The following is a 26390-nucleotide window of genomic DNA, read 5'->3' on the forward strand; positions in this document are numbered from 1 at the left end:
TCGATCAGCGCTCGATGCCTAAGGCAACGAAATCGTCAACGTGGCCGATTGCGGTCCAAGCTTGACCACCTGCGAATACGGCGCGAGCGAGCGCAAAGTCTGGTCGCGCAGATAGGTGTTCAGTCCGAGATAAGCCAGCAGCCCAACCAGCGCGAATACCGCACCGATCGACCACAACGGCACCTCGCGCTTGAGCCGGTGCGCGACCTGATCGGGTAGCGGCCAATGCGGCGCGAATGGCGCGCGCTTGCCCTTCATATGCGCGATTTCATCGCCGATACGCGCGGTCAGATACGCGAGCTTCTCCGGCCCTTCGAGCAGATACTTGCCCTGAAAGCCGAGCAGCAGGCACATGTGAAACACCTCGAGCGATTGCAGACGCGCCGCGCCCTGTGCGCGGCACTCCTCGAGATACTGGAAGAATTTCTCACCCGCCAGTTGCTCGCCGAACAGCACGAGCTGCAGCGGCCGGCGCTCCCATTCCGTGCGGATCCTGAAGGTGGACGACAACACCGATTCGTCGATGGCCGCGCAGAACGCAAACTTCGACGCGTAGACATCTTCCGCCGACGCATTGAGCTTCTTCGCGCCGCGCTCGAAGTCGCCGAGGAACTGCTGGATGCGCTGGCTGAATTCCTGCGCGTCGCCGGGCTCGCGGCCGTTCTTCAACAGGAACAGCATGAAGAAGCCGTCGTACAGCAGATCGAGCAGCGAGCGGACCTGGTAGGTCGGCTCGGTGACCGGTGCGGGCGTCGCGGCGGGCGTGCTGCCGCCAAACAGGGAGGGCGCGTAGCTCATGATGTGACGGCAATCAGTTCGAGTTGAAGATCGTTGATGCCCGACGGTGCGTAGATCATTGCCGATTGGGCCTGCAACATACGGTCGTACAGCGCGCCGCGCGATTCGAACGAGAAGTAGCACGCGCCCGGACGAACCGGAATGGCGGGCGGCACCTGCGGCGTGTAGACGAGCCGCACGCCCGGCATGGCCGAGAGCACCAGCTTGTCGACGTCGTCGGGCGCGCCGACCTTGAAGCGTGCGGGCACGGCTTCCACCAGTTCGGCAGTCGGCATGTCCGCCGACACCGCGACGTAGAACATGGTCTTATCGTCGATCTTGCCCGAGTCGAGGCGGCCTGCATGAAACGACGGCCGGACTTCTTCGAGCGAGATCGCGAAGTAGCGCGTGGAGATCACGGTTTCGAGCAGATCGCGCAGAATCGTGTCGAGACGTGCAAAGCCGGGGCCCGGATCGTCGTGCCGGTAAGCCGGCAAGTCGGACAGCGCATAGCCCTTCGAAAACGTCATCAACTGGCCGGCAAGGCGCAGCAATTCCTGGAACAGGCGTTCAGGGTGCAGCGCGGAATGCTGGTACAGATGCGCGAGCGAGGCGAACGCCGCGCTCGCGGTATGCAGCAGCCAGAACGACGCGATGTCGCCGGAGCGGAATTCGATGATGTTCTTGGTCGGCTCGCGATGAAAACCGTACAGCGCGTTGACCTTGGCCTGCAATGCATCGATCAGTTGGCGCAGCCGTTGATGCAGGATCGGCGAAGCGTCGATGGCGAGGCAGGGCGGCACGAAGCTGTCGTCGATTTCGAAACCGCTCGTAGCGGTGCGGCGTACACGCACGAGCGGCACCGAGAGCAGTTGATCCCGCGGCTCGCTATGCGCGATCAGTTTGACGCTGGTCTTCAGGAAGGTGATGTCGGCTTCGGCGGCGTCGGTGAAATGATCGGCCACCGGCGTCTGCTCGCTGACGTAACGCGACACGAAACCCGCGTTGCTGTCCTGCGAATAGTTCGCGCCGGTTTCGCGCAGCGGATGCAGCGCGAGATAAAACGTGAATTCGTTGATGCCGTCGGGCAGCGTATCCAGCGCAATGGGCGGCGGCAGGTCGTCGGCTTGCGGCGCGGAGTAGAGCGCGCCGTCGGGAAACACCAGCGAAAGTTCGCTCACGCGCAGCACGTTGCTGCCGAGCGCGTCGCGGTCGAAGCGCGCCGAACGTACGCCCCAGTTGTATGGCTGGATCGCCTGGATCGATTCGAACAGGCGCGCCTCATGATAGGCGTCCTGACGCTGAAAATGCTGCGGCCTCAGAAACAGGCCTTCCCCCCAGAGCACTTTTGCGGAATAACTCATCTCAAACCTGTTATATGCGTTCAGCGTATGGCGCATCGGGAGATAACCGATTCGAGCGCCGAATTGTTAATTCTCTAAAGAATGTTAAATCGTATTTGACCGGCATCTTTATCCGCAGCTTACAGAAGAAAGCATATTCAGCGGTTGCGCGGGCAATCCCTGTTCTGACGGGATCACAGTGCCGTTGGTCACCGTCATTGCACAGTTATGCAGGCCGATCATTATGCCGGATTTCTCCGACTTCGCCGGGTCGAAGGCGAATTTCCAGCGCTGCATTGCCGGATCGCGGAATAGCGCGACGATACCGAATGCCTGCGCTTCACGCGAGACTTTTTCGGTAACGGCGTAGCGCTGGCCGGGGATTAGAGTAACTTCGCGCACGCCCAGCAAATCGCCGCCCAGGATAGTCTTCTCACGGGCCGGATCGGTAAAGGCGTCGAATGGCGCCTGCTGGAATGAAGTGGGGTCTTTCAGGACATATAGCCGCACGACCAGTGCCAATGGGCGTTTGTCATTCGCGGCATTCAGATTTGGCGCGGCATATAAGGTGAGACCGACATTGCGTGGCGGTTTCTGGGCGTCCGGCAGGTCCGGCTTGCCGAGGCCGCTCGCCTGCAAAGCCGCGTTGGCTGCGGCTCCGAGCACGGTCACGCCGGCCGCGCAGCCACCTAGCAACGCGCACGCGGTAGCACTGGCAATCAATTGCGATGCATGGCGAATAACATGCGAGTTCATATACATCGAGCGGCTCGGCGCCGTCCCCCGTCTAAACATCTAATAACGAAATCAAATCAGTGATTTGTAGCAACGGTTTGCCGCGTAATGCCGCTTTATGCAAAGCGCATGTAACTACGCGTGACTTGCCGGATTGCCGCAGGTGGGTGGCAAATTTTTCCGTTTTCTGTTTGACTCTATTGAAACAGGAAACAATTTCTGCATGTTTCGTTTAATTGAGCCCATGCATTTTTTTTGTGCAATGCTTCTTCACACGAAAGTTGAATTATCGAAAATTGGCCTGTACTATACCCGCGCACTTGAAGCAAAGCAAAACTCCGGTTTTCCCTTGAAATAAAAAATTCGCACGTCGGTGAAAAACGATGAATGAGCGTCTGTTAGTAAAACTATCTGGGGTTGTGTTGGCATGCGGCGTGATGGCCGGTTGCGCGACACAGGGCAACAATCTCGCGACCACACCGGAGGCTTTTAATAAGCAACTCGCGGATGCCGATACCGTCGCTAAGGGCGGTGATCAGGATCGCGCTATTGCGCTTTATCAGCAGCTTTCCAAATCCGATCCGACGCGTGAAGAACCGTGGTCGCGTATTGCGCAGATCCAGTTCGCGCAAGGTCACTACGGCCAGGCAATCGTCGCCGCGCAAGAAGCGCTGCAACGCGACCAGACCGATCGCCAGGCCAAGAGCGTGCTGGCCGTGGCCGGCCTGCGCGTCGCCACGCAATCGCTCGGCGAATTGCGTCAGGACGCCTCGCTCGCGGGTGATGCCAAGTCGGACGCGCAGGCGCTCGCGAAGCAGTTGCGCGACACGCTCGGCGAAGCCACGCTGTTCCCGCCCGACCCGAACGACAAGCCGGCCGTAAAGAAGAAGCGCGTCATTCGTCACATCGCGAAGAGCAAACCGGTGGATACACCTGACGCCAGCACAGGCACCGCGCCTGCCGCCGCGCCGCCGGCTGCGCCCGCCGTGCCGGCGGCACCTGCCGCACCTGCCAAAGCCGCGCAAAGCGGCGGCGCGTCCGATCCGTTCAGCGCGCTGCGCTGACCCAAGCCTGATCCACCAGCACCCGGGAGCCGACGATGGCGAAGAAAGAAAGCATTCAGAAACGCTTGCAAAAAGTGCGGCCGCCCCGCGTTCAATTGACCTATGAGGTCGAGCGCGGCGATGCGATCGAGGTGAAGGAGTTGCCGTTCGTCGTCGGCGTGGTCGCCGATCTGGCGGGACAGTCCGAAGTCGAGCAGCCGAAGCTGCGCGATCGCAAGTTCGTCAATATCGACCGCGACAACTTCGACGACGTGATGAAAGCGATCGAACCGCGCGCCGCTTTCCAGGTGGAAAACCGCTTGAGCGAGGGCGGCGGCAAATTCGCGGTCGACCTGCGTTTCAGGTCGATGGCCGATTTCAATCCGGACGAAGTGGTCGCGCAAATCGAACCGCTGCGGCGCCTGCTCGAAGCACGCTCGAAGCTCGCCGATCTGCGCAACAAGCTGGCCGGCAACGACAAACTCGAAGACCTGCTGAGCGAAGTGCTCAACAACACGCAGCAGTTGCAAACCCTGGCGAAAGATCAGGGCAACGCGGCGGACCAGCACGGCGGCGCGCCGGACCACGACAAGCAAGGCGAATAAGCACGGGGTGTGAGATGAATCAGCAAACGGCAGCAGCCCAACTCGCCACCGCGCAAAGCGGTGCGGAATCCACGCTGCTCGACGAAATCGTCGAGAAAAGCCGCGTGGCGAAGTCCGATTCCGAGCACGCGCGCGCGAAAGACCTGATCGGCGAGCTTGTGCATCAGGTGCTCGACGGCACGGTGGTGGTGTCCGACAACCTGTCGGCCACCATCGACGCGCGCGTCGCCGAACTCGACCGCCTGATCTCCGCGCAACTGAGCGCGGTGATGCACGCGCCGCAATTCCAGCGTATGGAAAGCACGTGGCGCGGTCTGGACTACCTGTGCAAGGAAAGCAATACCGGCGCAACGGTCAAGATCAAGGCACTGCATGCGCCCAAGCGCGACCTGGTGCGCGACTTCAAGACCGCGATCGAATTCGATCAAAGCGCGCTCTTCAAGAAGATCTACGAAGAAGAATTCGGCACCTTCGGCGGCTCGCCGTTCGGCACGATCATCGGCGACTTCGAAGTCACGCGCCAGCCGGAAGACGTGTACTTCATCGAACAGATGTCACACGTCGCGGCGGCCGCGCATGCGCCGTTCATCGCATCGGCGTCGCCCGAATTGCTGGGCCTCGAAACCTTTGCCGACCTCGGCAGGCCGCGCGATCTCGGCAAGGTGTTCGACACGGTCGAATACGCAAAGTGGAAGTCGTTTCGCGACGCCGAAGATTCGCGCTACGTGGGCCTCACGCTGCCGCGTTTTCTCGGCCGCCTGCCGTTCAATCCGAAAGACGGCGCCACGGCGGAGGGTTTCAACTTCGTCGAAGACGTGGACGGCACGGATCACAGCAAATACCTGTGGTGTAACGCGGCGTGGGCATTCGCTGCACGCCTGACGGCGGCATTCGACGACTTCGGCTGGTGTGCGGCGATTCGCGGCGTGGAAGGCGGCGGTCTGGTGGAAGATCTGCCCACCCACACCTTCAAGACCGACGACGGCGAAGTCGCGCTGAAATGCCCGACCGAAATCGCGATTACCGATCGCCGCGAGAAAGAACTGAGCGATCTCGGTTTCATTCCGCTCGTGCACTGCAAGAACTCGGACTACGCTGCGTTCTTCGCCGCGCAATCGGTGCAGAAACCCAAGAAATACAGCACCGATAGCGCAAATGCTAACGCGGTTCTGTCCGCGCAATTGCAGTACATCTTCTCGGTGTCGCGCGTTGCGCACTACCTGAAGGCAATGATGCGCGACAAGATCGGCAGCTTTGCATCGGCACAGAACGTCGAAGTGTTCCTGAACCGCTGGATCTCGCAATACGTGCTGCTCGACGACAACGCCACGCAGGAACAGAAGGCTCAGTTCCCGCTGCGCGAGGCGTCGATTCAGGTCTCGGAGATTCCGGGCAAGCCCGGTGCGTATCGTTCGGTCGCGTTCCTGCGCCCGCATTTTCAACTGGACGAGCTGTCGATCTCTTTGCGGCTTGTCGCTGATCTGCCGAAACCGGCCAATTCATAAGCAAATCAGAGAACCCGGGCTAGCCGTCCGGGTTGGCTGTTAAAACCACCTCTTTGGGGAGTCGAGGAGTTATGAAGGATATCTATTTAAAATTCGGCAATCCGGCGATCAAGGGCGAGTCTGCCGATAAGGATCATGCTGGCTGGATCGAAATCGATTCGTGGAACCATTCGATCACGCAACCGCGTTCGGCAACGGCTTCGACGGCAGGTGGCCACACCTCCGAGCGCTGCGAACACGCCGACATGCGGTTCACGAAAGACATCGACGTGGTCAGCCCGCTGATCTATCAACACGCATCGGGCGGCACGACGTTCGACGAAGTCACGATCGACTTCATGCGCTCGGACGGCGAAGGCAATCGCATCAAGTATCTGGAAGTGAAGCTCAAGTACGTGATCATTTCGAGCGTGACGCCGAGCGTGGTGGGCGAAGGCTTGCCGACCGAACAGTTCTCGCTGAAGTACGCCGCCGTGCAATGGAAGTACACGCAGCAGAAGATCGGCGGCAACCAGGGCGGCAACGCGCAGGGCGCGTGGAGCCTGACGAAGAACGACAAGACTTACGCGGTCTGATGCGCGGGCGCACCCGGCGCGCGCGGCTCGAAAGGGTTGCCGCGTATGCTGTGCGCCGCGCGTCGCGCAGTTTCTTCGGACGCTGATGAAACGCTTCGAACCCAGCTTTCTCGACAAGCTGTTCGACGACGAACCGCATCTGCCGGCTTCTCCGGCAATGCGGCAATTGTCGCTGGATGAATTGAAGAGCACCGTCGCGCGAGATGTCGAGGCGATTCTGAATACGCGCATCGCGCTGACCGAGCACGAGTTGGCGGCGCTGCCGGAATGTCAGCGTTCGGTGCTCACGTACGGTCTGAACGATTTTGCGGGGCTGAGCCTTGCGAGCCACTACGATCGCACTTTCATCTGCAAGTCGATTCAGCAGGCCATTGCGCGGCACGAGCCGCGCTTGCAGCAGGTGGCCGTCACGCTCGAATTGAACGAACAATCGACCAATGCGCTGAACTTCGCGATTCAGGCGTTGCTGGTCGTGCATCCGGCGGAAGAACCGGTGAGTTTCGATGCGATGCTGCAGCCCTCCACGTTGCAATACTCGGTGACGCGCGCACGCGCGAAACTGTAGTAGCACGGAGTTGTTCTGGCCGCTGCGATTGAGCAGCGGCATTTGAGTCGTGGTGTTTCAGTACCGCTTTGCCGCCGCCGTTACGCGCAACGGTGGCGACAGATTGGGCGGAGCGGTTTCAGGTCCGGGGATAGATCGATGGAAGAATTGCTGCCGTATTACGAGCGCGAGTTGTCATTTCTGCGGCGCTATTCGCGCGACTTCGCCGAGCGCTACCCGAAGATTGCCGCGCGGCTGGCTATGTCCGGCGAGCACTGCGAAGACCCGCACGTCGAGCGGATGATCGAATCGTTCGCGCTGCTCGGCGCGCGCATCAACAAGAAACTCGACGACGACTACCCCGAATTCACCGAAGCGCTGCTGGAAGTGCTGTATCCGCACTACCTGCGGCCGTTTCCGTCGTGCTCGATTGCGCAGTTGGGCACGTCCGCCGCGCTGAGTCATCTGACCGAGCCGGTGCTGGTGGAGTGCGGCACCGAACTCAAATCACGGCCCATTCGCGGCGTGCAATGCCGTTTTCGTACCGCGTACGACGTGACGCTGGCGCCGATCCGCATCTCGGAGGCGAAATACACGTCGGTGGCGATGGCGCCGAGCGCGACCGTGCTACCGGGCAATGCCACGGCGATCGTGTCGATCACCTTCGAATCGACGGCGGCGCAACTGGATCTGTCCGCGCTGAAAGTCGGCACGCTGCGTACGCATCTACATGGCGAGCAGTCTTTTATTGCTGCGCTGGCGGACTGTCTGTTCGTGAACGGAATGGCCACTTACGTGGAAGCCGATCGTCGCGGCGTGTGGAAGGCCATGCGCGAGTCGCCGGTCGTGCAAGCCGGTTTCGCCGAAGAAGACGCGCTGATCGACTATCCGGCCAAGTCGCATCCGGCGTATCGGCTGCTGACCGAATACTTCGCGTTCCCCGAAAAATTCAATTTCGCCGATTTCGATCTGGCCGCAATGACGCGCGCGAGCGGCCGCTGCCAGCGTCTGACGCTGCACGTCGTGCTCAAGGAAGTGCGGAGCGACTCGCACGTTGCGCGTCTGCTTGACTCATTGGGCGCGCACCATTTCCGCCTGTTCTGCACGCCGGTGGTGAATCTGTTCGAGCAGCACGGCGAACCGATCCGCATCAGCCATCAGGCGATTTCGTATCCGGTGATTGCGGAAGCGCGCCGTGCATTTGCCTACGAAGTCTATTCGATCGACTCGGTGAAGCTCGTCCGGCAGCAGGCACATGAAGAATCGGTGATCGAGTTCCGGCCTTTCTATTCATTGCATCACGGCGAAGCGGCGCGTGCCGGGCATTACTGGTTCGCGAGGCGCAACGATTGGGTCGCGCAGAAAAGCCCGGGCTACGAGACCGAAATCTCGATCGTCGATATCGACTTCGAACCGGCCGCGCCGCAAACCGATACCTTGAGTCTCGATCTGACCTGTACCAATCGCGACTTGCCAGCCGGCCTCGCCGTGGGGCTCGAAGGCGGCGATCTGTTTCTCGAAGGCGGCTCGCTGACCGGCAACATCTCGATGTTGCGCCGCCCTACGCCGAGCGTGCGTTTCGAGCGCGGGCGCGCCGCGCATTGGCGGCTGATCTCGCATCTGGCGTTGAACCACGTATCGCTGGCGAATAGCGGCCTGTCGGCACTCAAGGAAATGCTCGTGCTCTACGATTTGCGGCGCACGGCGGTGTCCGCGCGGCATATCGACGGGCTGGTGGGCATCGAACAACGCGCGGCTGTGCAATGGCTGCCTGGCAAGCCGTTTGCCACTTTTGTGCGCGGCATCGAGATTCAGTTGACGATCGACGAAGAACATTTCGTCGGCACGAGTCTCGCGTCGTTCGTGCGGGTGATCGATACGTTTTTTGGGCTGTACGTGCATCTGAACAGCTTTGTGCAACTGGTCGTCGTGTCGAAGCGCACCGGCGAGGAGATTCTGCGATGCAAACCGCGCAGCGGCGAATCGATCCTGGCGTAATCGAACAACTTCTCGACGAGCCGCATCGCTTCGAATTTTTTCAGGCGGTGCGGATTCTCGAGAAGTGGTTCGCGCAGCAATCGCCTTCTCACACCGGACGCCCAGGCGAAATCGTCGCCCAGCGTATCGGTTTTCGCAATTCGCTGTCCATGTCGTTCCCGCCGAGCGAGATTCACGGCGCGCAGTCTTACGGCGCCGCGGGCGCGGCACTGAAACAGAAGGCGCAACGCACGGCGGCGCTCGAAGACGGCTCGCTCGACAAAGTGGATATCACGCCCGCTTTTTTCGGTTTGCTCGGCGGGCAGGGCGCATTGCCGCTGCACTACACCGAACAGATCGTCGCGCGCGAGCAGATCAAACGTGACCGTGCCGCGCGTGAGTTCTTCGACGTGTTTTCGAATCGCGCGACGGCGCTGTTCTACGCGGCGTGGAAGAAATACCGCCTGCCGTTTCATTACGAACTGGATCGCGACGAACGCTATTTGCCGTTGCTGCTCGCACTCGCCGGTGTCGCCGACGACGACACGCGCAACAGTCTGCAAAACGGCGAAGGCGCGTTGTTCGACGAAGCGATTGCCGGCTACGCGCTCGCCGCGCGGCATCGACCGGTATCGGCCGCTTATTTGCAGCGCACGCTATCGGAGTACTTCAAGGTGCGGGTGCGCGTCGAGCAGTTCATCGGCAAATGGTACGACGTGCCGCGCGATCAGTTGACTTTGCTAGGAAGCGTCAACGCGACGCTCGGCGCGACCGCGCTGGCGGGCGAGCGCGTCTGGCAGCGCGACATGCGCGCGCGGCTAGTGATCGGACCGCTCGACAAGGCGGACTACGAAGCGTTTTTACCCGGCGCCGATCGCGCAGTGGCGCTCGAACGCATGCTCACGCTGCTGGCAGGCGTCACGCTCGAATACGAGGTGTCGCTGGTGCTGCGTCGCGAGGCCGTTGGGCCGAGCGTATTGAGCAAGGGCGCGCGCCTCGGCTGGGATGCGTTCCTTTGCACGAAGGAAGCTGACCGTGACCGCGCGGATGCCCGCTACGAATTGCATGTGATTCACTGACTATCACGACAGAACCCGGACCGGATCGCACCACATGAGCACGTCACTCAACACCCTGATCGCCAAACTGAATCCGACCTGCCGGCAGGCGGCGTTGCTCGCGGCGAACAATTGTCTCGCGCGCGGTCACTACGAGGTCGATCTCGAGCACCTGCTGTTGGCGTTGCTGGACGAACCGGCAAGCGACGTCGCGCTGGTTCTGCGCGCAAGCAGAATCGACGCGCATGCGTTACGAGCGGATCTCGAACGCGAATTGCAGCGTTTGAAAACCGGCAACACGCGCACGCCGGTATTTTCGAAGCATCTGATCGAATTGCTCGAACAGGCGTGGCTGATTGCATCGCTCGATTCGCAGATCGGACGGATCCGTTCCGGGCATCTGCTGCTGGCGTTGCTGAGCGCACCGGATCTCGCGCAGTTCGCCGAGCGCATGTCGCCGTTGCTGCGCGACGTGCGCGTGACCGACCTGAAGCACAAATTCGACGAGCTGACCGCGGGTTCGCGCGAAGTGGAGCGCAGCAACGGGACAGAGAGCGCGCAAAGCGGCGCGGACGACGCAGCAGCAGCGAGCGATACCACGGCGGGCGCGCCGTCACAAACGCCGGCGCTCGACACCTACACCAGCAACCTCACGCAGCGGGCGCGCGAAGGCAAGATCGATCCGGTGATAGGCCGCGAAGGCGAGATTCGCCAGACCACCGACATTCTGATGCGCCGCCGCCAGAACAACCCGATCATGACGGGCGAAGCGGGCGTGGGTAAAACAGCGGTAGTCGAAGGTCTCGCACTGCGCATTGCCGCCGACGACGTGCCCGCGCCGCTCAAAGGCGTGGCGTTGCACGTGCTCGACATGGGACTGCTGCAAGCCGGCGCCAGCGTGAAAGGCGAGTTCGAAAACCGCCTGAAGAACGTGATCGACGAAGTGAAGAAGAGCCCGCATCCGATCATTCTGTTTATCGACGAAGCGCACACGATCATCGGCGCGGGTGGCCAGGCCGGGCAGAACGACGCGGCTAATCTGTTGAAGCCGGCGTTGGCGCGTGGTGAATTGCGCACCATCGCGGCCACCACGTGGAGCGAGTACAAGAAGTACTTCGAGAAAGACGCGGCACTTGCGCGGCGTTTCCAGGTCGTGAAGATCGAGGAGCCGGGCGAGGCGCTTGCCGCGGCCATGCTGCGCGGCATGGCCGCGTTGATGGAAAAGCACTTCAACGTCCGCGTGCTGGACGATGCGATCACCGAAGCCGTGCGCCTGTCGCATCGCTACATTAGCGGCCGGCAACTGCCGGATAAGGCGATCAGCGTGCTCGATACGGCTTGCGCAAAAGTGGCGCTCGCGCATAGCTCCACCCCCGCTGCCATCGACAACACCAAGAAACGCCTCGAACGTATCGACGCTGAAATCGCGGCGCTGGAACGGGAAGTGGCAAGCGGTGCGCTGCACGACGAGCGGCTCGCGGAATTGCGCGCACTGCGTGAGGAAGACCTCGGGCATCTCGCCGAAGACGAAGCACGCTACGACAAGGAACGCGCACTGGTGACGGAAATTGTCGGCCTGCGCGCGGACATCGACGCGGCCCGCGTGAGTAGCGCGGATCCTGAACAGGCCGGCAAGGCGCAGCAGGCACGCGAAACGCTCGCCATGCGCGTGGCCGAATTGCACGCCTTGCAAGGCGGCCAGCCGATGGTGCCATTGCAGGTGGATGGTCACGTGGTCGCCGAAATCGTCGCGTCGTGGACGGGCATTCCGCTCGGCCGTATGGTCAAGGATGAAATCCAGACCGTGCTCAACCTGCAGCCGCTGCTGGCCGCGCGCGTGATCGGTCAGGACCACGCGCTCGAAGCGATCGCTCAGCGCGTGCGCACCGCGAGTGCGAATCTCGAAGATCCGAACAAGCCGCGCGGCGTGTTCATGTTCGTCGGGCCGTCGGGCGTCGGCAAGACCGAGACCGCGCTTGCGCTGGCCGACGTGCTGTACGGCGGCGAACGCAAGATGGTCACGATCAATATGAGCGAGTATCAGGAAGCGCACAGCGTGTCCGGTCTGAAAGGCTCGCCGCCGGGCTATGTCGGTTATGGCGAGGGCGGCGTGCTGACCGAAGCGGTGCGTCGTAATCCTTACTCCGTGGTACTGCTCGACGAAGTCGAAAAGGCGCACCCGGATGTGCTCGAAATGTTCTTCCAGGTGTTCGACAAAGGCACGATGGACGACGCCGAGGGCCGCGAGATCGATTTCCGCAATACGTTGATCATTCTGACTTCGAACGTCGGCTCGCAGGCCGTGATGCAGGCCTGCCTGAACAGGAGCGCTGAAGAATTGCCTGATGCCGACGAACTCGCGGAGACGTTGCGCCCGCAACTGTACAAGGCGTTCAAACCGGCATTCCTCGGCCGCATGAAAGTAGTGCCGTACTACCCGATCTCCGACGACGTGCTTGCTGAGATCATCGAACTGAAGCTCGAACGGATTCGCCGCCGTATCGAAGCGAATCACAAGGCTGTGTTCGAATGGGACGAGTCGCTGGTCGATGCGGTGCTCGCGCGCTGCACCGAAGTGGATTCCGGCGCCCGCAATGTCGACCACATTCTGAACGGTACCCTGTTGCCCGAAATTGCGCGGCGAGTGCTGGAACGTGTGGCGAACGGCGAGGCGATCGAACGCATTGCCGTGCGGGCGAGCGAGGCGGGTGAATTCGACTACACGGTGGTGTGAGCGGACGTCCACGCGCACTCATGCGTGCTTCAATTTCTTTTAATATCGTACCGGACAGTGATCGCTTTCTTCCATGCCGATTAATCTGAACACGTTGCTGGCTCCGCTCAGCGAAACCTCGCCCTGTGGCGAAGATCTGCTTTTTTCAGCGGATTTCGACGCGATTCAGCACGCGCGCCGTTTCGAAGACCCATCGCTGGATCAGGGCGAATGGGTCACGGAGATCAAGGAGGCGGATTGGCCCTTCGTTGTCGAGTGTTCGGGCAGTCTGCTGCAAACGCAGACTAAAGATTTGCGCCTCGCCGTCTGGCTCACGGAAGCCCTCGCGATTGATGAAGGCGTCAACGGTCTTTCGCAAGGCTATGCGTTGTTGACGGGACTTTGCGAGCGCTACTGGGATCACGTGCATCCGCTGCCGGACGGCGACGACACCGAGTATCGCCTTGGCAACGTCGCGTGGCTGGTCGGCCGCACGGGCGATCTGTTGCGCGCCATGCCGATTACGTCGTCGCAGGGCAGTACGTACAGCACGATCGATTGGGATGTGGCCACGCACGTCGCGCAAGCTGTCAAGCGCGATCCGGATCACGCCGACGACATCGCGCGCGGCAAACCGTCGATCGAGCAGATCGAAGCGTCGAAGCGCGCCACGCCGACGGTGTTTTACCCGACACTGCTCGCCGATCTGAAAGCATTCGAAGCGGCCATGCTCGCCCTCGAACAGGAACTGGACCGGCGTGCCGGAGATTTCGCGCCGAGTTTCCGCCAGGCAAAGGACGCGTATGAAAGCGTCTACCGGTTGGCCGAGCGCTTTGCCCGCGAACTGGGTGTGAACGCCGATGCAGCGCCGCCCGCGAAAGCACCCGCGCCGAACGAGCACGAACGCGCCGAGCCCACCTTCAAGACCTCACCGCAACGCGAGGAACCTGTGTTGACGACCATGCCGACCAGCCCGATTGCAGGAATCCAGAGCCGTGCGCAGGCCGTCGCGCAATTGCGTGCGGTGGCCAAATTTTTCCGCAGCACGGAGCCGCATAATCCCGCGGCGTATTTCGCCGACAAGGCGGCGGAGGCGGCGGATATGCCATTGCATCAATGGCTATCGACCGTGGTGAAAGACGACGGATCGCTCGCGCATATTCGCGAGTTGCTGGGTGTGAAGCCGGAAGAGAACAGCTAGATAAAATCCTCGACGCGTTAAGCAATAAGCCTGGCTTCGGTTATCTGTCGAAGATCGAAGCCGGGCTTTTTTCATACGCACCGCACACACGCCGACTCAAGACCCCGCGCGAAACTCGATGCGCCGATTCCGTGCCCGCCCATCGGTCGTGTCGTTCGACGCAATCGGCTGATCCGGACCGACGCCGGTCGTCGTCATCTGCTGCGGCGGGATACCTTTGGCGACCAGATAGCCCTTCACCGCATCCGCGCGCGCCTGGCTCAATGCGATATTTGACGTGCGATTACCCGAGTTGTCGGTGTGCCCGATGATCGCGACCGTTTTGTTGGTCATTTTCATCATTGCGGCGGCCATCTGATCGAGAATCGCACGGCCTTGCGGCGTGAGCGTCGCGCTGCCGGTTTCGAATTCGATCGTGCGGTTCGCGAGTGTCTGATCGAGCAGGCCCTGTTCAGAGGCGCTTACACGCAGGCCGTTCTTGATCGTATAGGTCGGGTTCAACGCATTTGCCATGTCGCTTGCGAGTTGCTGGCGTTGCGATTCGTTGTGGACTTCGCCCTTCACGTCGATCTGCGTGCCGTCGATTTTCAGTTGGCCTTTGCTGATCTGTTTCAATTGCGGCCCGATCAGCTTCTGTACGTTGGCGGACCAGTTCGGCGGCGTCGCCACGTCAGCGACTTCGATCTGATCGACCACATTGGCCGCGCCGTACGTGTCGCGCAGGCGCGCAAGCACGGCTGCCTTGGTCGCTTCATCCGGCACCTTGCCGCCTACCACCACCTGGCCCGGCGTTGCGTTGGCGGGCGGCGGTGCCGCGGTGATGGCGCCAGTGCCGGCGCCGGTCGTGCCGCTGGCGAGTCCGGCCGTGTTCACCGCCGGCCCCGCGTTGCCCACCGGCGCCGACGAAGCAGGCGGCAGGATCGTGGTGTGAATCGAAATACCGCTGTTGTCGACCGGCATGACGCGAGCCGGGCCGTCGTTGTCGGCATGCGCGAGCGCGCTGAGAAAAAGGCCCGCGAGCAGCGCGGCGATACGGGTAGGTTGGTTCAGCATCGTGTCACGCTCCCGTGAATGCTTCGCGGAACGTGTCGATGCTGACGCGCAGCGACAGTTGCGGTTGGTCGAGGTAACTGACGAGCTTGCTGATGCCATGATCGTTTTGTGCGTGTTCGTCGATCCACTCGGGATCGTCGATATCGATGTTGTGCGCCGCGTACGACTGCGGATCGACCACGCTGTGCAGCGTTTTGGCCGAAGCACCGTTAAAGCCGATGATGAGCCGCTCGCGCTCGGCAATCGTGCCGATGAAAATCGCCAGTTCGAAATCCGCCTGCGCGACGAACGGTGCAATCAGTTCGAGCCAGAATGCCGCGACGAGACTCCGGTAGAACGGATCGTTCGGCAGCGGCAAGGTCAGCCCGCGTTCGAGATGCGACGAGCCGCTTTGCATCACCGGACGCAAAAGCGAGCCGAGCGCCAGCATCGCGCCGCGCAAACGCACCGGATGGCCGCTCCCGAGCAGCATCTGTTCGAGGCCGGCGAGCGTCTGGTGTTCGACGAAATCATTGAAGGTGCCGTCGTGCGGATTGCCGGGACCGGCGCCGATTTCGATCGGCACCTGCGTTTCGCCGAGCGCCTGCAGGGCGCCGGGCGGTTCGCTGGCACCGAGCAGCGGCTTCATCTGCGCCGCGACGCGTGACCAGAGGCGTGCGAAGGCGAGTGGACTGTGCGCCAGAAACGTCAGCGGCTTTTCGACTTCGAGCGCGGTCGCGGCGAGAAACGGAAAGCGCCGCGACGACTGATCGTGACTGGTCATCATATGCCCGGCAATTGCCAGCTTGCTGCGCGAGCCGAGGAACGCGAAGTGCATCGGCTTGGCGTTTTCGTAGACGATCTTCCAGCGCGGATCGTCGGTGAGCAACTCCATTGCTTCGGCGATCCAGCGGTCGAGTGTGGCCAGCAATTGCGGGTTATGCGCGCTCTTCACAAAGTCGCCGCGCGACGGGATCTTGCCGAAGTAGGCGATTTGCGCCTGCACGGTCTGCGTCATTGCGCACCCCCTGGGTTCGAAACCGCGGCGGCGGCCGTAGCCGGCCGTGCCGCAGGCGTTGCCGGCGCGGTGGCGAGCGCGGCGCCCGGCGCCCCCGCGACAGTCGCGTTGACCGAATTCGCCGCCGCGCTCACATCCGCCACCGAGGACGGCAGCCGCAGGCCGCGCAGGCTCTGCTGTTGCGGCGCATCGCTGGTGCCGCTCGAAGCCTGCGACGTGCTGATGATGCGCATGCTGACCGCCACCGTGACGCTGCCTTGCGTCCACGACAGATCGAACGTGCCGTCCGGGCGACGCTTGCGCTGCGCCGAATTGATCAGCTTCTCCAGACCGTAGCGGCCCGGTTCGTTGACCAGTTGCAGCGTGCGGCCGTCGAAGGTCGTGGCGCTCAACGTCGCGCCCGGTGAGCCCGACGGATTCGGCCACACGAAGTTGGTCCACTGCGGCGGCGTATTGCGATAGCGCATCTGCTGGCCGTCGATCGCCAGCGTGTATTCCGTGGTGCCGCTGCTTGGCTGCGGCAGGATCTGGAACACAGTCTGCGGTTCGGACGAACTCTGAGCCGACGCACTCGCCGCGCCGCCGGCGAGCGGCGCGACCCAGCGCGCGAAGCCGTTGGTGAAGTCCGGCGTGAGCGCGAGACCCATATCGCCCCACGTGCGAGCCGTCAGCGTGTCGCCACGGCGCACGGCGAGCGGGCCGAGCGTGGTGCCGACGAACCTGGCGATCGCACCGTCCGGGCCGAACACCTGGGCGATTTCACCGGCGCCGGCTTCGACTTTCGCGTCGCTCGCAAACGGGTACTTGTTTGCCAGCGAGCCCTGGAAGGTCTGATAGACCTGCGCATTCCACACCTTGTTGACTTCGACGCTGGCCGGCTGGATCACCACCGCATACGCTGCCATCAACGGCCGCACGAGCAGCGGGCGCAGCGCTTTGCGCTGCGAGTCGGTGAGGCCCGTGAGCATTTGCTCGTCGACGTATTTCAGCGAATCGGCGAGCTCGGAACCGCTGCCGTCGAGCGTCTGCTGCATCAACTGACGCGCGCCCGGTCCGGGATCGCCCTGATTCTTGATCACGTTAAAGCGCGTGCGCACTTTCGACAGCGTGTCCATATAGCCCTTGAGCATCGAACCGTTGTCGCCGCTCACCACGATGCGGCCCAGCGCCGAGAACTCCTGGCCGATCGGGCCCATCGGCATTTCAACCGGATTACCGTTGATGTCGATGTTCGCGTTGAGCTGGCCGGTCGGCGCACGCGAAAACCAGTTCTTGAACCAGCTCGTCACGCCGGTTTGCGCGCGCTTCAGGTTCGCGTTGAACAGCGACGGGTTGTCCCACGAAGTCTGGTCGTACGCGGTTTCGAGCACCTTGCGGATCGGCGAATCCTGCGGGTCGCCGAGACGGTTCATCGCATCCACGGCCTGACCGAAGCTGCCGAAGCTCTGCACCGCAATGCCTTGCATGAACTTCTGCCAATGCATCGCGTACTCGGTCTTGTACATCGCGACGAGCGCTTTCTGGATCTGCTCAGGACTGCCTTCCAGCGTCAGGTCGTCGTGAGCGGACGTGTTGAGCACCCAGTCCTTGGCCTGCAGTTCCTTGGTGGCCGCGTCGCGAATGGCGGGCTGCACATACTGGAACCACGCCTCACGCGTGAACGTGCCGGGGATCGCATAGCTGCCCGCCACCAGCGCGGTATTGTTTTCGCCGACAATGCGCGCGATCGTCATTGGCGCGAAACGGGTCGACGCACGTGCCTTGATTTCTTCATAGACACGCTGACGGGCCGGCATGCCGCGCACCACGCGGCGCAGATTCTCGCGAGTCTGATCGACGAGACCGAGGTTCTGGTCGATCATCGGCCAGTCGTCGTCGGACACGCGCGAGAGGTAGAACGTGATCATGCGTTCGGCGCTGCGGATCATCTCGTCGCGCGGCATGTTGCCGCGATTCGTTTCGAGCCAGCCGCGCCAGAAGCGCGCGACCTGGTCGGTGAGGTGAGCCGTTTCCACATGACGCTTGTCGCTCAGCATCAGGTAGGTCTTGAGCGCGTTGTACGCGTCTTCCACATTGGTCGGCGAGGCGTCGCTATACAGACCGCCCTGGCTGTTCGCGCTCATGGCCGAATGCGTGGAGACCGGAATCGCGGCGGCGTCCGGCGCGCGGTTCAACGGCGCGAGCTGATCGGGATGCGCGTTGACGTCCTTCAGGAACGAAGCGAGATTCTGCGAGACCGGGTCGAGCAGAATCTGGCGAACGCCGTTGTAGTACTCGGTCAGCAGACGTTGTTCGAGGCGATCGCCCTGATAGAGACCGAGCGATACCGCGAGCGGCTTGTCGCGGCGGAACTGTTCGAGCTGGTCGATGCGGTCTTCGAGCACGTCCATAGCCTGCAGGCGCGATTGCAGATCGTTGCGGTTCTGCTGCAGGCGCACCACGTTGTCGAGGTCGGCCTGCACGTTCGCCGTGAGCTGCTGGTTGTTGACCGTCGACCAGGTCCAGCCGCCGAGCGCCAGCGCGAGCGCCGCAACGAAGCCGAAGAAGGTCGCATAACGCATGCGCGTTTTGGCAGGACTCGCGAATTGCCTGACCGTTTGCCGGTCGGCAAAGATCACTTTCGAAAACAGATCGCGCAGGAAGAAGCCGTTCTTCGAGAACGCGCTGTGCGGCTTGGGCAGGCTCTCGGCGCTCAGGCCGAAACGGTTCGCGATGCGCGTGGCCGCGGCGCTACTGGTTTCGCCTTCCTGCAATGCGCTGGTGAAATAGAAGCCGCGGAAAATCGGCTTGTACTGGAACGGGTTGGTCTCGAACAGCGTGGCGAGAAACGCGCGCAATGCGGGCTTGATAGTCGAGAATTCGAGCGGAAAGCTCAGTTGACCCGGCGAAAGCTTGTTGCCGCGACTGATCGACATCTGCGCGATGCTGATCTCTTTCAGACCGTCGTACAGTTCTTCGAAGTGCTCGTCGAACAGACCCACCACGTCGCGCTTCTCGTCCGGCTCGTAGGGCAGGGTGGCGCCCCACACACGGTCGTATTCGTGGCGATCGCTGCCGCTGAAGAATTCGGTGAAGCCGGTAATCAGGTCGGCCTTCGTAAACATCACATACACCGGCGCGAACACTTCGAGCTTCTCGGTCAACTCCTGCACGCGCTGGCGCAGATTCTTCGCCAGATTGATCGCGAATTCGGGCTTGCTGCCGGTCAGTTCCGCAATGCTCGCCGTGACGATGATGCCGTTGATCGGCGCCTTCGGCCGGAAACGTTTGAGCAGGCCGAGGAAACCGAGCCATTCGGTGCGGTCCTCTTCATGCACGGAATAGCGCCCGGCGGTGTCGAGCAGAATGCCTTCGGTCGTGAAGAACCAGTCGCAGTTGCGCGTGCCGCCAATGCCGTGGACCACCGCATTGTTCATGTCGGCGAAGGGAAATTGCAAGCCAGAATTCAGCACCGCGCTGCTCTTGCCCGCCGCGGGGTTGCCGATCACGATGTACCACGGCAGTTCATACAGCGCCGAGCCGCCCGACACCTGGCCGATCTTCGAGGTCTTGATGGTCTTCACGGCTTCGACGAGGCGCGTGCGCAGCACGTCGAGTTCAGCCTGGCGCGCGGGCGTGGGCGCGGGGCCGGCTTCAGTCTGCTTCTCGGCCTGCTGTTCGAGCATTTCGCCGAGCTTGCGGTTCGCGCGCCGTGCGCGCAGACGGCGCACCGCCCACACCAGCAGCCAAAGCGCGACCACCGTGCCGAGGACGACAGCCGGCCACATCAGGTCGATCTGCAAGGTATCGGCGCCAATGAATAAAACGGCAGCGAGCGCGAGCAGGCCGATGATCGAGAGCGTGCGTGTGTGAGTCAACACGTTGAGAAAGCGTCGCATAAGCCGTTCAGGTCTTGGTGATGAGTGTCGTGGCGCATGCTGTGGCGCAGAACATGGCGCGTACGGCGTTTGAAATAAAACGAAAGCATATTCAGGCCAAAGCGAATGCGGCTGAATTGTTAAATCCGCGACAAACGGTCTTGGAGAAGATGCCCGGCTCAATGCCGATATGCACGTGGCATTGCCGATTTTTGCCAGAAAAATTGATTGAACGTCCCATTGCTACCTCTTTATTACCCGTCTCGCCTTAATGACCGCGCCCGAGGACGAAGCCGGGTTTGTGATATTCGACGTGCCCAAGATCCATCATTTTCCAGCGGCCACCCCACGTAAGACCGACCTGTTCCGCTGTCTGTCCGTATAACTGATAACCTCGCATGGCCCAAGGGTCTTTTTCTGAAATGACCAGCTCGCCGTCGCGCAAAAACGCATTGTCCGCGGCGAGACCGTATTGATGGTAGCTTTGAAACGCCGCGGCATTAGTGACGTTGCCCCCCATTTGCGCCAGGCGGTTTTGCCGCTCAGGACTGCGATAACCTTCCAGCAAAGCCATTTCATAGCCATATTGCTCGTGCATGATTTTGTAGACGAGCAATAAACGGGTTCTGAAATCAGCGTCGAGCAGATTCCAGTCGCGGCTCGCGTCTTTTAGCGCGGGCCGGATCTGCTCGACTTCCCGCGTGGCGAATACCTCCGGCGGTAGCGGCGGCGGGGGTACGAGCTGTTCGCCCTTCAATAACGCGGCAATTTTCTCGTCCGGTACGCGCGCAGTGTCATCGAATTGGAATAATTGCCGACCACGTAAAGCCAATGCCACCAATGGAGGCGTGGCAAGAATACCTGCCGTGGTAAAAATCAGCAAGCGCCGCTTTACCAGTAACTTTTGCATATCGACTGCTGTCGATTGCGAAATTTTTGCCGAGCGTGCTAATTGGCCACGTGCGCGCGATGCACTACGCGATGCTCCGCGCATAACGCGACCATGAATAGTAAGTGCGGCGCCTAATAAAGAGGCGCGGACCGCCGGCAATAGCAGCATTGCGGCGATCACGACGGCGACGGCGAAATAGGCAAGAAGTACTACGGCAATCAAAGGCGACCCCGGAAATTGGAAACAATTGTATTTTGTAATGCTTGCTCTTAGAATCAGGCCTGCTCTGAGAGGAGCCGGAACGTATTATCGCGGCGAAATAATCCAGGATTCAATGAGACAGTGAATGAGTGCGCCGGAAAGTTCGAATTCCAAAGCCCCGCCTAGCCTGTTATCCGATAAGGCTAAAGGCGCTGACGGCAATGGTTCGCGAATTCTTGCGAACCTCGAAGGCCGCGTTGCGCCGCCTGCGGAGAAATCACGCCGGCCGAAGGCGACGCTCCTGCTGGTCGCCTTGCTCGTGATCGCAGCGGGCGGTTGGGGGGCGTGGCATATGCAGGGCCGCGTTCAGAGCGAATCGCTGGCAGCGGCCACGGCGGCCGGCGTCGAGAAGGCGGCCGCGCCGGCCGCTGCTGCGAGCGGCTCGCCGGAGGCGCCGGCTGCGGCGTCGTCGCAAGCGGCGACGATCGTCGCCGACGATAGTGACAGCAAGGCTGCTACGGCATCCGCTACAGCGTCCGCCAGCGGCGACGGGAGCCGGCTGTCGCGCGCGCTGGCCGATGGCGCGGAGCCGAGTAGTGCGCCTCTACTGATTGCGTCCGCGACGGCGGCTTCGGCGGTCACGGCGCCGGCGGCGAAGCACGGCAAAAGTGCGGTGGCTGTAGCCGGCAAGGAAAAACACGAGAGCGTGGCGCACGGCAGGAAGGAAAGCACGACTGCCGGAAACCGTCACGCGAGCGCGCCGACCGCGGTCGCTCAATCGAAGAACGCCCACGCGAACAGCAACGCTTCGAAAGATGATTCGGATGCCGATCTATTGGCCGCGCTCGTCGCTCGGACCAAGCCGGCGGACACCAAAACCGCAGCAGCGGATAAGGCGACCAAGGTTAGCGCGAGCGCTACCGGCAATGCCAAACTGGCGGAACGCGTGAAAGAGTGTGGACAGCGTGGCTTCTTTGAAGACCAGTTGTGCCGCTGGCGCGTATGCGACGGTCACTGGGGTAAGGATCCCGCATGCCCGGGTTCGGCACAGCAGGCACGCCAGCCTTAATGGCGCGGGCACGCTGACGCCAGGCGAATTGATGCATCCTTCAGTTGGCACGCAGGCCGTGGATAAGTGGGTGGGGGTGGATATGAGCTTCTTCGGCGCCAACGATGGCAGGGCTGCCGGCTAGTCGAGTTTGCCGTCGGCGGAATAGTGGAAGGTGATGACCGTCGATCGCTTCGATAATCCCGATTCTTTTGAGTTCGAGTTTTTTTGCCGCCTTGCGCGCCTGCATTGAACCCGCCTCAGGCGGGATGCAGGCCGCGCAGCAACTGACGGACACGCGAGAGATCCTGATCGACGTGCTCCGCTTTTTCGAACAACTCTGCCAGCCAGTCGACAAACGCGCGCACGCGCGGCGACACGCGGCGATTCTTCACGTATGCGACCGAGACCGGCATGGGCACCGGCTTCCATTGCGGCAGGACTTCGCGCAAGAGGCCTGAGTCCAGATAGGGTTGCGCGGCGATCCGGGCGGGCTGGATCAGGCCGAGGCCTTGCAGGCCGCAGGTGAGATAGGCCTGCTCGTCGCTGACTTTGACGAACCCTTTTACCTTGACGTTTTGCGCGTCGCCATCCACTTCGAAGTCGAAGTCCACTTCGCGCCCATTATGCGGGGACATGCAATTGACGGCGACGTGTCCACGCAAATCGTCGAGGTCCGTGGGCGTGCCGTAGCGGGCCAGGTAGGCCGGACTTGCGCAGGTCACGTGTTCGAGGGTGCCGAGTTGGCGCGCGACCAGATTGGAATCCGGCAATTCGCCTAGCTGGATGCTGCAGTCGATTGCTTCGGAGATCAGATCGACTGTGCGGTTGCTGATGCCGATGGCGAGATCGAGGTTTGGGTAGCGTGTGTGAAAATCGTCCAGTGCCGGCAGGACGATGGTGCTGGCTACGGCGCCCGGCATTTCGATGCGTAGACGGCCTGTCAGGTTATCCGTGGCGTGACGGATGCTGGCTTCCATTTCGTCGATGTCGGCGAGGATTTGCGCGCAGCGTTCGTAGTAGGCCGCGCCTTCTGGTGTGACGCTTAGACGCCGCGTGGTACGGGCGAGGAGGGCGGTGCCTAGTAGCGCTTCCAGATTCTGGACGATGGTGGTCGCCGTGGCGCGCGGAATGTTTAATGATTCCGCTGCGCGGGTGAAGCTGTTGGTGTCCACGATTCGGATGAATGTGCGCATTGCGGTTATTCTGTCGATCACGGTTTTTGCTCCAGTCGGGGTTGGGGGCTGCGCGGCGGTTTGGGGTTGTGCTTTTCTTTTTTGTTGGCCTTTCCTTGAGTTCTTTGTGGTCTATTAGTGTTGCCCCTGTGCGGGGCGGCACTCACTTTCTTTGCGGCCGCAAAGAAAGTAAGCAAAGAAAGCGGCTCACACCGCCAACTCATAAGCGGGTTCCCTGGCTTGGAGGGGATAGCGGTACATCTGGAATTCGTGTCTTCGCGCATTCAGCCCCGGTGACAAGGCCGTCATACTTCCGGCGCCGCTGCGTATTGCATTGACCAGCGGTTTTTAATGGCGTGTCGCCGAGGCGAAGCCAACGGCCCCACCCGCACGGAACTCCTGACGGTTTCCTATGCAAACCCGTTCGCGACGCACGTAGTGCGGAGCGGGAGCGAATGACGGCTTTGTCACGAACGCGGAACGTGCGAGCGCACGGATTCCAGATGCACCACTGCCGTGGATGTGCGAGGCCCCCACTTAAGAATTGGCGGTGTGAGCCGCTTTCTTTGCTTACTTTCTTTGCGGCCGCAAAGAAAGTGAGTGCCGCCCCGCACAGGGGCAACACTAATAGACCACAAAGAACTCAAGGAAAGGCCAACAAAAAAGAACAGAAAGCACAAACCACAAACCACCACGCCGCAGGCAAAAAGAACCACCGCAGCGCGGCCCAAGCCCCCTTACTTCCGCAAGGAATCCAGATCAATCACAAACCGATACTTGACATCACTCTTCAGCATCCGTTCATAAGCCTCATTAATCCCCTGCATAGGAATCACCTCGATATCCGAAGTAATCCCATGCTCGCCGCAGAAATCCAGCATTTCCTGCGTCTCGGCAATTCCACCAATCAGCGACCCAGCCAACCGGCGACGCTTGAAAATCAGATTGAACACCTGCGGCGACGGATGATCATGCTCGGGCGCGCCGACCAGCGTCATCGTCCCATCACGCTTGAGCAGATTCAAAAACGGATTCAGATCATGCTGCGCAGCCACCGTATTCAGAATGAAATCGAAGCTGTTCAAATGCGCTTCCATCTCTTCGGCATTCTTCGAAATCACCACCTCATGCGCACCCAAGCGCTTCGCATCCTCGATCTTCGACGGCGACGTGGTGAACAGCACGACATGCGCACCCATCGCATGCGCGAGCTTCACGCCCATATGACCCAGGCCGCCAAGGCCCACAATGCCGACTTTCTTGCCAGGACCCGCACCCCAGGTGCGCAGCGGCGAATACGTCGTGATACCCGCGCACAGCAGCGGCGCCACGCCGGCAGGGTCGAGATTGTCCGGCACGCTCAGCGTGAACTCTTCGTCCACGACGAGTTGCGTGGAATAGCCGCCGTAAGTGATCTGACCGTCTACCCGGTCGACACCGTTATACGTGCCGACAAATCCGTTCTCGCAATACTGCTCAAGTCCTTCCTCGCAACTCGCACACGTACGGCACGAATCGACCAGACAGCCAACGCCGACCAGATCGCCGACCTTGTGCTTCGTCACGTCCGGGCCGACCGCGGTTACGCGGCCCACGATTTCGTGGCCCGGCACCACCGGAAAAACCGTGTTCTTCCATTCGTTGCGTGCCTGATGCAAGTCGGAATGGCACACGCCGCAAAACAGAACTTCCATCTGCACGTCATGGGCGCGAAGTTCGCGGCGCTGGATTTCGAACGGGGCGAGCGGCGCGGTGGCGTCGGTCGCTGCATAGGCATAAGTCGTGCTCATGGGTAGCTCCAGCAAAGAGGGTGAAATCGTAAGGCGCCGGCGATAGGCAACACATGTCACCGATGTGGCCAACCTCGTCATGAACCGGAATCACGGCGCGGGCGGTGGCTGGCAAATTCGTCAAACATGGAATTGGCAACCCAGCCCGGCGCAGCGCGGAAATGGATGATCCGGCAGGGTTCCCATCATAGGAGCAGGAACGAACCCCGGGAATACCTGAATGTCTTGAAGATTTGCCTAAAACTCCTGGCGAGCAGCGCGATAGGTCGTTTGGTGCTAAATTTCAAGCATTATTCTCTTGCGCGTCACTATACCGTCATGTCAACCCGATCAGTTGAACCCGTTCCGGCCGATCCCGCCCAGCAGCGTGTGGTCGAATTATTCGACGCGCTCGCGCCCAATCCGGGCTTCACGCGCACGAGTCTCGAAGGCGTCAACCTGATGCGCGCAAATAGTCCCATGCCGCGTATGCCGGTCATGTACGAGCCGAGCATCGTGATTGTCTGCCAGGGCCGCAAGCGCGGCTTTCTCGGCGATCAGGTGTTCCAGTACGACGCGCAGCAGTATCTGGTGCTTTCTGTGCCCTTGCCGTTCGAATGCGAGACCGAGGCGAGCCTGGAAGAGCCGTTCCTCGCCATCTCGGTGCGTGTCGATCTCACCATGGTGGCCGAATTGCTGATGGCGTTGAACGAGACCCAGGGCGCCGCGCAGAACGAACCCGTCGGCATCTATTCGACGCCGCTCGATCCGGCGCTATGCAATGCGGTGCAGCGCCTGATGGAAGCGCTGGCTTCGCCGCTCGACGCACGCATTCTCGCGCCTGGCGTGGTGCGGGAGATCTGTTATCGCGTGCTGACGGGCGAGCAGGGCGACGCGATTCGCGCGGCGCTCACGCATCAGAATCATTTCGGCCGCATTGCCAAGGCATTGAGGCGGATTCATGCCGATTACCACGGCGAACTCGACGTCGATACGCTCGCGTCGGAAGCAGGCATGAGCCTCGCCGTGTTTCATGCGCAGTTCAAAGCCGTCACGGCTACCTCGCCAATGCAATACGTGAAGACCACGCGCTTGCATCACGCGCGTTTGCTGATGGTGCAGGATGGTTTGAATGCGGGTGCGGCGGCTGCGCGAGTCGGTTATGAAAGCGCGTCGCAATTCAGCCGCGAGTTCAAGCGCCTGTTCGGGCTGAGCCCGGTCGACGAGGTCAAGCGCATGCGCACCCTTTACGATGCGCCGCCGCCGCGCGTGGTCAAGCCGGTGGCGCGTTACGTCACCGCCGTGTGACCGGACACGCAAGC

At 61.4% G+C, this 26390-nt stretch carries 22 protein-coding genes; 12 read left to right on the plus strand and 10 right to left on the minus strand.

Going from position 1 to position 26390, the window contains the following annotated elements; all coding sequences use genetic code 11:
• Positions 1-18: 18 nt before the first annotated feature.
• From icmH to tssJ, 3 genes are all read right to left on the minus strand, one after another.
• Positions 19-798 carry a type IVB secretion system protein IcmH/DotU gene (gene icmH / locus PDMSB3_RS26230; RefSeq protein WP_007176938.1) on the minus strand — a complete coding sequence of 260 codons (780 nt, stop codon included), beginning with the start codon at positions 796-798 and terminating at the stop codon, positions 19-21.
• Complete coding sequence (tssK, locus tag PDMSB3_RS26235; RefSeq protein WP_035517137.1) at positions 795-2141, minus strand: type VI secretion system baseplate subunit TssK; 1347 nt, start codon at positions 2139-2141, stop codon at positions 795-797. Before tssK ends, icmH begins: the two co-directional genes overlap by 4 nt.
• A 108-nt stretch (positions 2142-2249) precedes the next feature.
• Positions 2250-2876, minus strand: coding sequence for a type VI secretion system lipoprotein TssJ (tssJ, locus tag PDMSB3_RS26240; protein WP_035517140.1), 627 nt, complete (start codon positions 2874-2876; stop codon positions 2250-2252).
• A gap of 362 nt (positions 2877-3238) precedes the next feature.
• Between tssJ and PDMSB3_RS26245 the strand changes: the two genes are divergently transcribed.
• From PDMSB3_RS26245 to tssA, 9 genes are all read left to right on the plus strand, one after another.
• The gene (locus PDMSB3_RS26245) at positions 3239-3919 is read left to right on the plus strand and encodes a tetratricopeptide repeat protein (protein ID WP_007176941.1); all 681 of its coding nucleotides are present in this window, start codon (positions 3239-3241) and stop codon (positions 3917-3919) included.
• Between the two features lie 35 nt (positions 3920-3954).
• On the plus strand, positions 3955-4503 hold the full coding sequence (gene tssB / locus PDMSB3_RS26250; protein ID WP_007176942.1) for a type VI secretion system contractile sheath small subunit: 549 nt from the start codon (positions 3955-3957) through the stop codon (positions 4501-4503).
• 14 nt (positions 4504-4517) lie between these two features.
• A complete protein-coding gene (gene tssC / locus PDMSB3_RS26255) occupies positions 4518-6008 on the plus strand; it encodes a type VI secretion system contractile sheath large subunit (protein WP_165188181.1) in 1491 nt (496 codons plus the stop codon).
• Between the two features lie 71 nt (positions 6009-6079).
• On the plus strand, positions 6080-6583 hold the full coding sequence (locus PDMSB3_RS26260; protein ID WP_007176944.1) for an Hcp family type VI secretion system effector: 504 nt from the start codon (positions 6080-6082) through the stop codon (positions 6581-6583).
• Between the two features lie 85 nt (positions 6584-6668).
• Positions 6669-7148, plus strand: coding sequence for a type VI secretion system baseplate subunit TssE (gene tssE / locus PDMSB3_RS26265; protein ID WP_007176945.1), 480 nt, complete (start codon positions 6669-6671; stop codon positions 7146-7148).
• 138 nt (positions 7149-7286) lie between these two features.
• Positions 7287-9125, plus strand: a complete 1839-nt coding sequence (tssF, locus tag PDMSB3_RS26270; protein ID WP_165188191.1) for a type VI secretion system baseplate subunit TssF — start codon at positions 7287-7289, stop codon at positions 9123-9125.
• A complete protein-coding gene (tssG, locus tag PDMSB3_RS26275; protein ID WP_007176947.1) occupies positions 9089-10183 on the plus strand; it encodes a type VI secretion system baseplate subunit TssG in 1095 nt (364 codons plus the stop codon). The genes tssF and tssG overlap by 37 nt, the downstream gene beginning before the upstream one ends.
• Before the next feature lie 34 nt (positions 10184-10217).
• Positions 10218-12896 carry a type VI secretion system ATPase TssH gene (gene tssH, locus PDMSB3_RS26280; protein WP_007176948.1) on the plus strand — a complete coding sequence of 893 codons (2679 nt, stop codon included), beginning with the start codon at positions 10218-10220 and terminating at the stop codon, positions 12894-12896.
• Positions 12897-12969: 73 nt separating this feature from the next.
• Positions 12970-14076 (plus strand): type VI secretion system protein TssA, encoded by a 1107-nt coding sequence (gene tssA / locus PDMSB3_RS26285; protein ID WP_165188193.1) that lies wholly within the window; start codon positions 12970-12972, stop codon positions 14074-14076.
• A 96-nt stretch (positions 14077-14172) separates the two neighbouring features.
• Here the strand turns inward: tssA and PDMSB3_RS26290 are convergent, their stop codons facing one another.
• From PDMSB3_RS26290 to tssM, 3 genes are read right to left on the minus strand one after another with little or no spacing between them, the layout of a single operon-like run.
• Positions 14173-15129, minus strand: a complete 957-nt coding sequence (locus PDMSB3_RS26290) for an OmpA family protein (protein ID WP_007176950.1) — start codon at positions 15127-15129, stop codon at positions 14173-14175.
• 4 nt (positions 15130-15133) lie between these two features.
• Entirely contained in the window at positions 15134-16126 is a 993-nt protein-coding gene (tagF, locus tag PDMSB3_RS26295) for a type VI secretion system-associated protein TagF (RefSeq protein ID WP_165188195.1), read from the minus strand.
• A complete protein-coding gene (gene tssM / locus PDMSB3_RS26300; protein ID WP_165188197.1) occupies positions 16123-20004 on the minus strand; it encodes a type VI secretion system membrane subunit TssM in 3882 nt (1293 codons plus the stop codon). The genes tagF and tssM overlap by 4 nt, the downstream gene beginning before the upstream one ends.
• A 20-nt stretch (positions 20005-20024) precedes the next feature.
• On the opposite strand from tssM, the gene PDMSB3_RS26305 reads away from it, so the two are divergent.
• Complete coding sequence (locus tag PDMSB3_RS26305; RefSeq protein ID WP_157187694.1) at positions 20025-20255, plus strand: hypothetical protein; 231 nt, start codon at positions 20025-20027, stop codon at positions 20253-20255.
• Here PDMSB3_RS26305 and PDMSB3_RS26310 read toward each other — a convergent pair.
• Complete coding sequence (locus PDMSB3_RS26310; RefSeq protein ID WP_165188199.1) at positions 20252-21097, minus strand: M15 family metallopeptidase; 846 nt, start codon at positions 21095-21097, stop codon at positions 20252-20254. The genes PDMSB3_RS26305 and PDMSB3_RS26310 overlap by 4 nt on opposite strands.
• Before the next feature lie 124 nt (positions 21098-21221).
• Between PDMSB3_RS26310 and PDMSB3_RS26315 the strand changes: the two genes are divergently transcribed.
• Positions 21222-22145 (plus strand): hypothetical protein, encoded by a 924-nt coding sequence (locus tag PDMSB3_RS26315; RefSeq protein ID WP_007176954.1) that lies wholly within the window; start codon positions 21222-21224, stop codon positions 22143-22145.
• Between the two features lie 40 nt (positions 22146-22185).
• Here PDMSB3_RS26315 and PDMSB3_RS26320 read toward each other — a convergent pair whose 3' ends face one another.
• From PDMSB3_RS26320 to PDMSB3_RS26330, 3 genes are all read right to left on the minus strand, one after another.
• Complete coding sequence (locus tag PDMSB3_RS26320; protein ID WP_007176955.1) at positions 22186-22374, minus strand: hypothetical protein; 189 nt, start codon at positions 22372-22374, stop codon at positions 22186-22188.
• A 10-nt stretch (positions 22375-22384) separates the two neighbouring features.
• On the minus strand, positions 22385-23341 hold the full coding sequence (locus PDMSB3_RS26325; RefSeq protein ID WP_007176956.1) for a LysR family transcriptional regulator: 957 nt from the start codon (positions 23339-23341) through the stop codon (positions 22385-22387).
• 695 nt (positions 23342-24036) lie between these two features.
• Entirely contained in the window at positions 24037-25089 is a 1053-nt protein-coding gene (locus tag PDMSB3_RS26330) for an NAD(P)-dependent alcohol dehydrogenase (protein WP_007176957.1), read from the minus strand.
• A 318-nt stretch (positions 25090-25407) separates the two neighbouring features.
• Here PDMSB3_RS26330 and PDMSB3_RS26335 point away from each other — a divergent pair, with 318 nt between their 5' ends.
• Positions 25408-26376 (plus strand): AraC family transcriptional regulator, encoded by a 969-nt coding sequence (locus PDMSB3_RS26335; protein ID WP_035516583.1) that lies wholly within the window; start codon positions 25408-25410, stop codon positions 26374-26376.
• The last annotated feature ends 14 nt before the right edge of the window (positions 26377-26390 follow it).

Origin of the sequence: Paraburkholderia dioscoreae (assembly GCF_902459535.1) — a bacterium.
Lineage (GTDB): Bacteria > Pseudomonadota > Gammaproteobacteria > Burkholderiales > Burkholderiaceae > Paraburkholderia > Paraburkholderia dioscoreae.

What these genes read in the sequence shown, in the direction of transcription:
- icmH (WP_007176938.1), bottom strand. Translation starts at nt 798, where the DNA reads ATGAGCTACGCGCCCTCCCTGTTTGGCGGCAGCACGCCCGCCGCGACG.
- tssK (WP_035517137.1), bottom strand. Translation starts at nt 2,141, where the DNA reads ATGAGTTATTCCGCAAAAGTGCTCTGGGGGGAAGGCCTGTTTCTGAGG.
- tssJ (WP_035517140.1), bottom strand. Translation starts at nt 2,876, where the DNA reads ATGAACTCGCATGTTATTCGCCATGCATCGCAATTGATTGCCAGTGCT.
- PDMSB3_RS26245 (WP_007176941.1), top strand. Translation starts at nt 3,239, where the DNA reads ATGAATGAGCGTCTGTTAGTAAAACTATCTGGGGTTGTGTTGGCATGC.
- tssB (WP_007176942.1), top strand. Translation starts at nt 3,955, where the DNA reads ATGGCGAAGAAAGAAAGCATTCAGAAACGCTTGCAAAAAGTGCGGCCG.
- tssC (WP_165188181.1), top strand. Translation starts at nt 4,518, where the DNA reads ATGAATCAGCAAACGGCAGCAGCCCAACTCGCCACCGCGCAAAGCGGT.
- PDMSB3_RS26260 (WP_007176944.1), top strand. Translation starts at nt 6,080, where the DNA reads ATGAAGGATATCTATTTAAAATTCGGCAATCCGGCGATCAAGGGCGAG.
- tssE (WP_007176945.1), top strand. Translation starts at nt 6,669, where the DNA reads ATGAAACGCTTCGAACCCAGCTTTCTCGACAAGCTGTTCGACGACGAA.
- tssF (WP_165188191.1), top strand. Translation starts at nt 7,287, where the DNA reads ATGGAAGAATTGCTGCCGTATTACGAGCGCGAGTTGTCATTTCTGCGG.
- tssG (WP_007176947.1), top strand. Translation starts at nt 9,089, where the DNA reads ATGCAAACCGCGCAGCGGCGAATCGATCCTGGCGTAATCGAACAACTT.
- tssH (WP_007176948.1), top strand. Translation starts at nt 10,218, where the DNA reads ATGAGCACGTCACTCAACACCCTGATCGCCAAACTGAATCCGACCTGC.
- tssA (WP_165188193.1), top strand. Translation starts at nt 12,970, where the DNA reads ATGCCGATTAATCTGAACACGTTGCTGGCTCCGCTCAGCGAAACCTCG.
- PDMSB3_RS26290 (WP_007176950.1), bottom strand. Translation starts at nt 15,129, where the DNA reads ATGCTGAACCAACCTACCCGTATCGCCGCGCTGCTCGCGGGCCTTTTT.
- tagF (WP_165188195.1), bottom strand. Translation starts at nt 16,126, where the DNA reads ATGACGCAGACCGTGCAGGCGCAAATCGCCTACTTCGGCAAGATCCCG.
- tssM (WP_165188197.1), bottom strand. Translation starts at nt 20,004, where the DNA reads ATGCGACGCTTTCTCAACGTGTTGACTCACACACGCACGCTCTCGATC.
- PDMSB3_RS26305 (WP_157187694.1), top strand. Translation starts at nt 20,025, where the DNA reads ATGAGTGTCGTGGCGCATGCTGTGGCGCAGAACATGGCGCGTACGGCG.
- PDMSB3_RS26315 (WP_007176954.1), top strand. Translation starts at nt 21,222, where the DNA reads ATGAGTGCGCCGGAAAGTTCGAATTCCAAAGCCCCGCCTAGCCTGTTA.
- PDMSB3_RS26320 (WP_007176955.1), bottom strand. Translation starts at nt 22,374, where the DNA reads ATGCAGGCGCGCAAGGCGGCAAAAAAACTCGAACTCAAAAGAATCGGG.
- PDMSB3_RS26330 (WP_007176957.1), bottom strand. Translation starts at nt 25,089, where the DNA reads ATGAGCACGACTTATGCCTATGCAGCGACCGACGCCACCGCGCCGCTC.
- PDMSB3_RS26335 (WP_035516583.1), top strand. Translation starts at nt 25,408, where the DNA reads ATGTCAACCCGATCAGTTGAACCCGTTCCGGCCGATCCCGCCCAGCAG.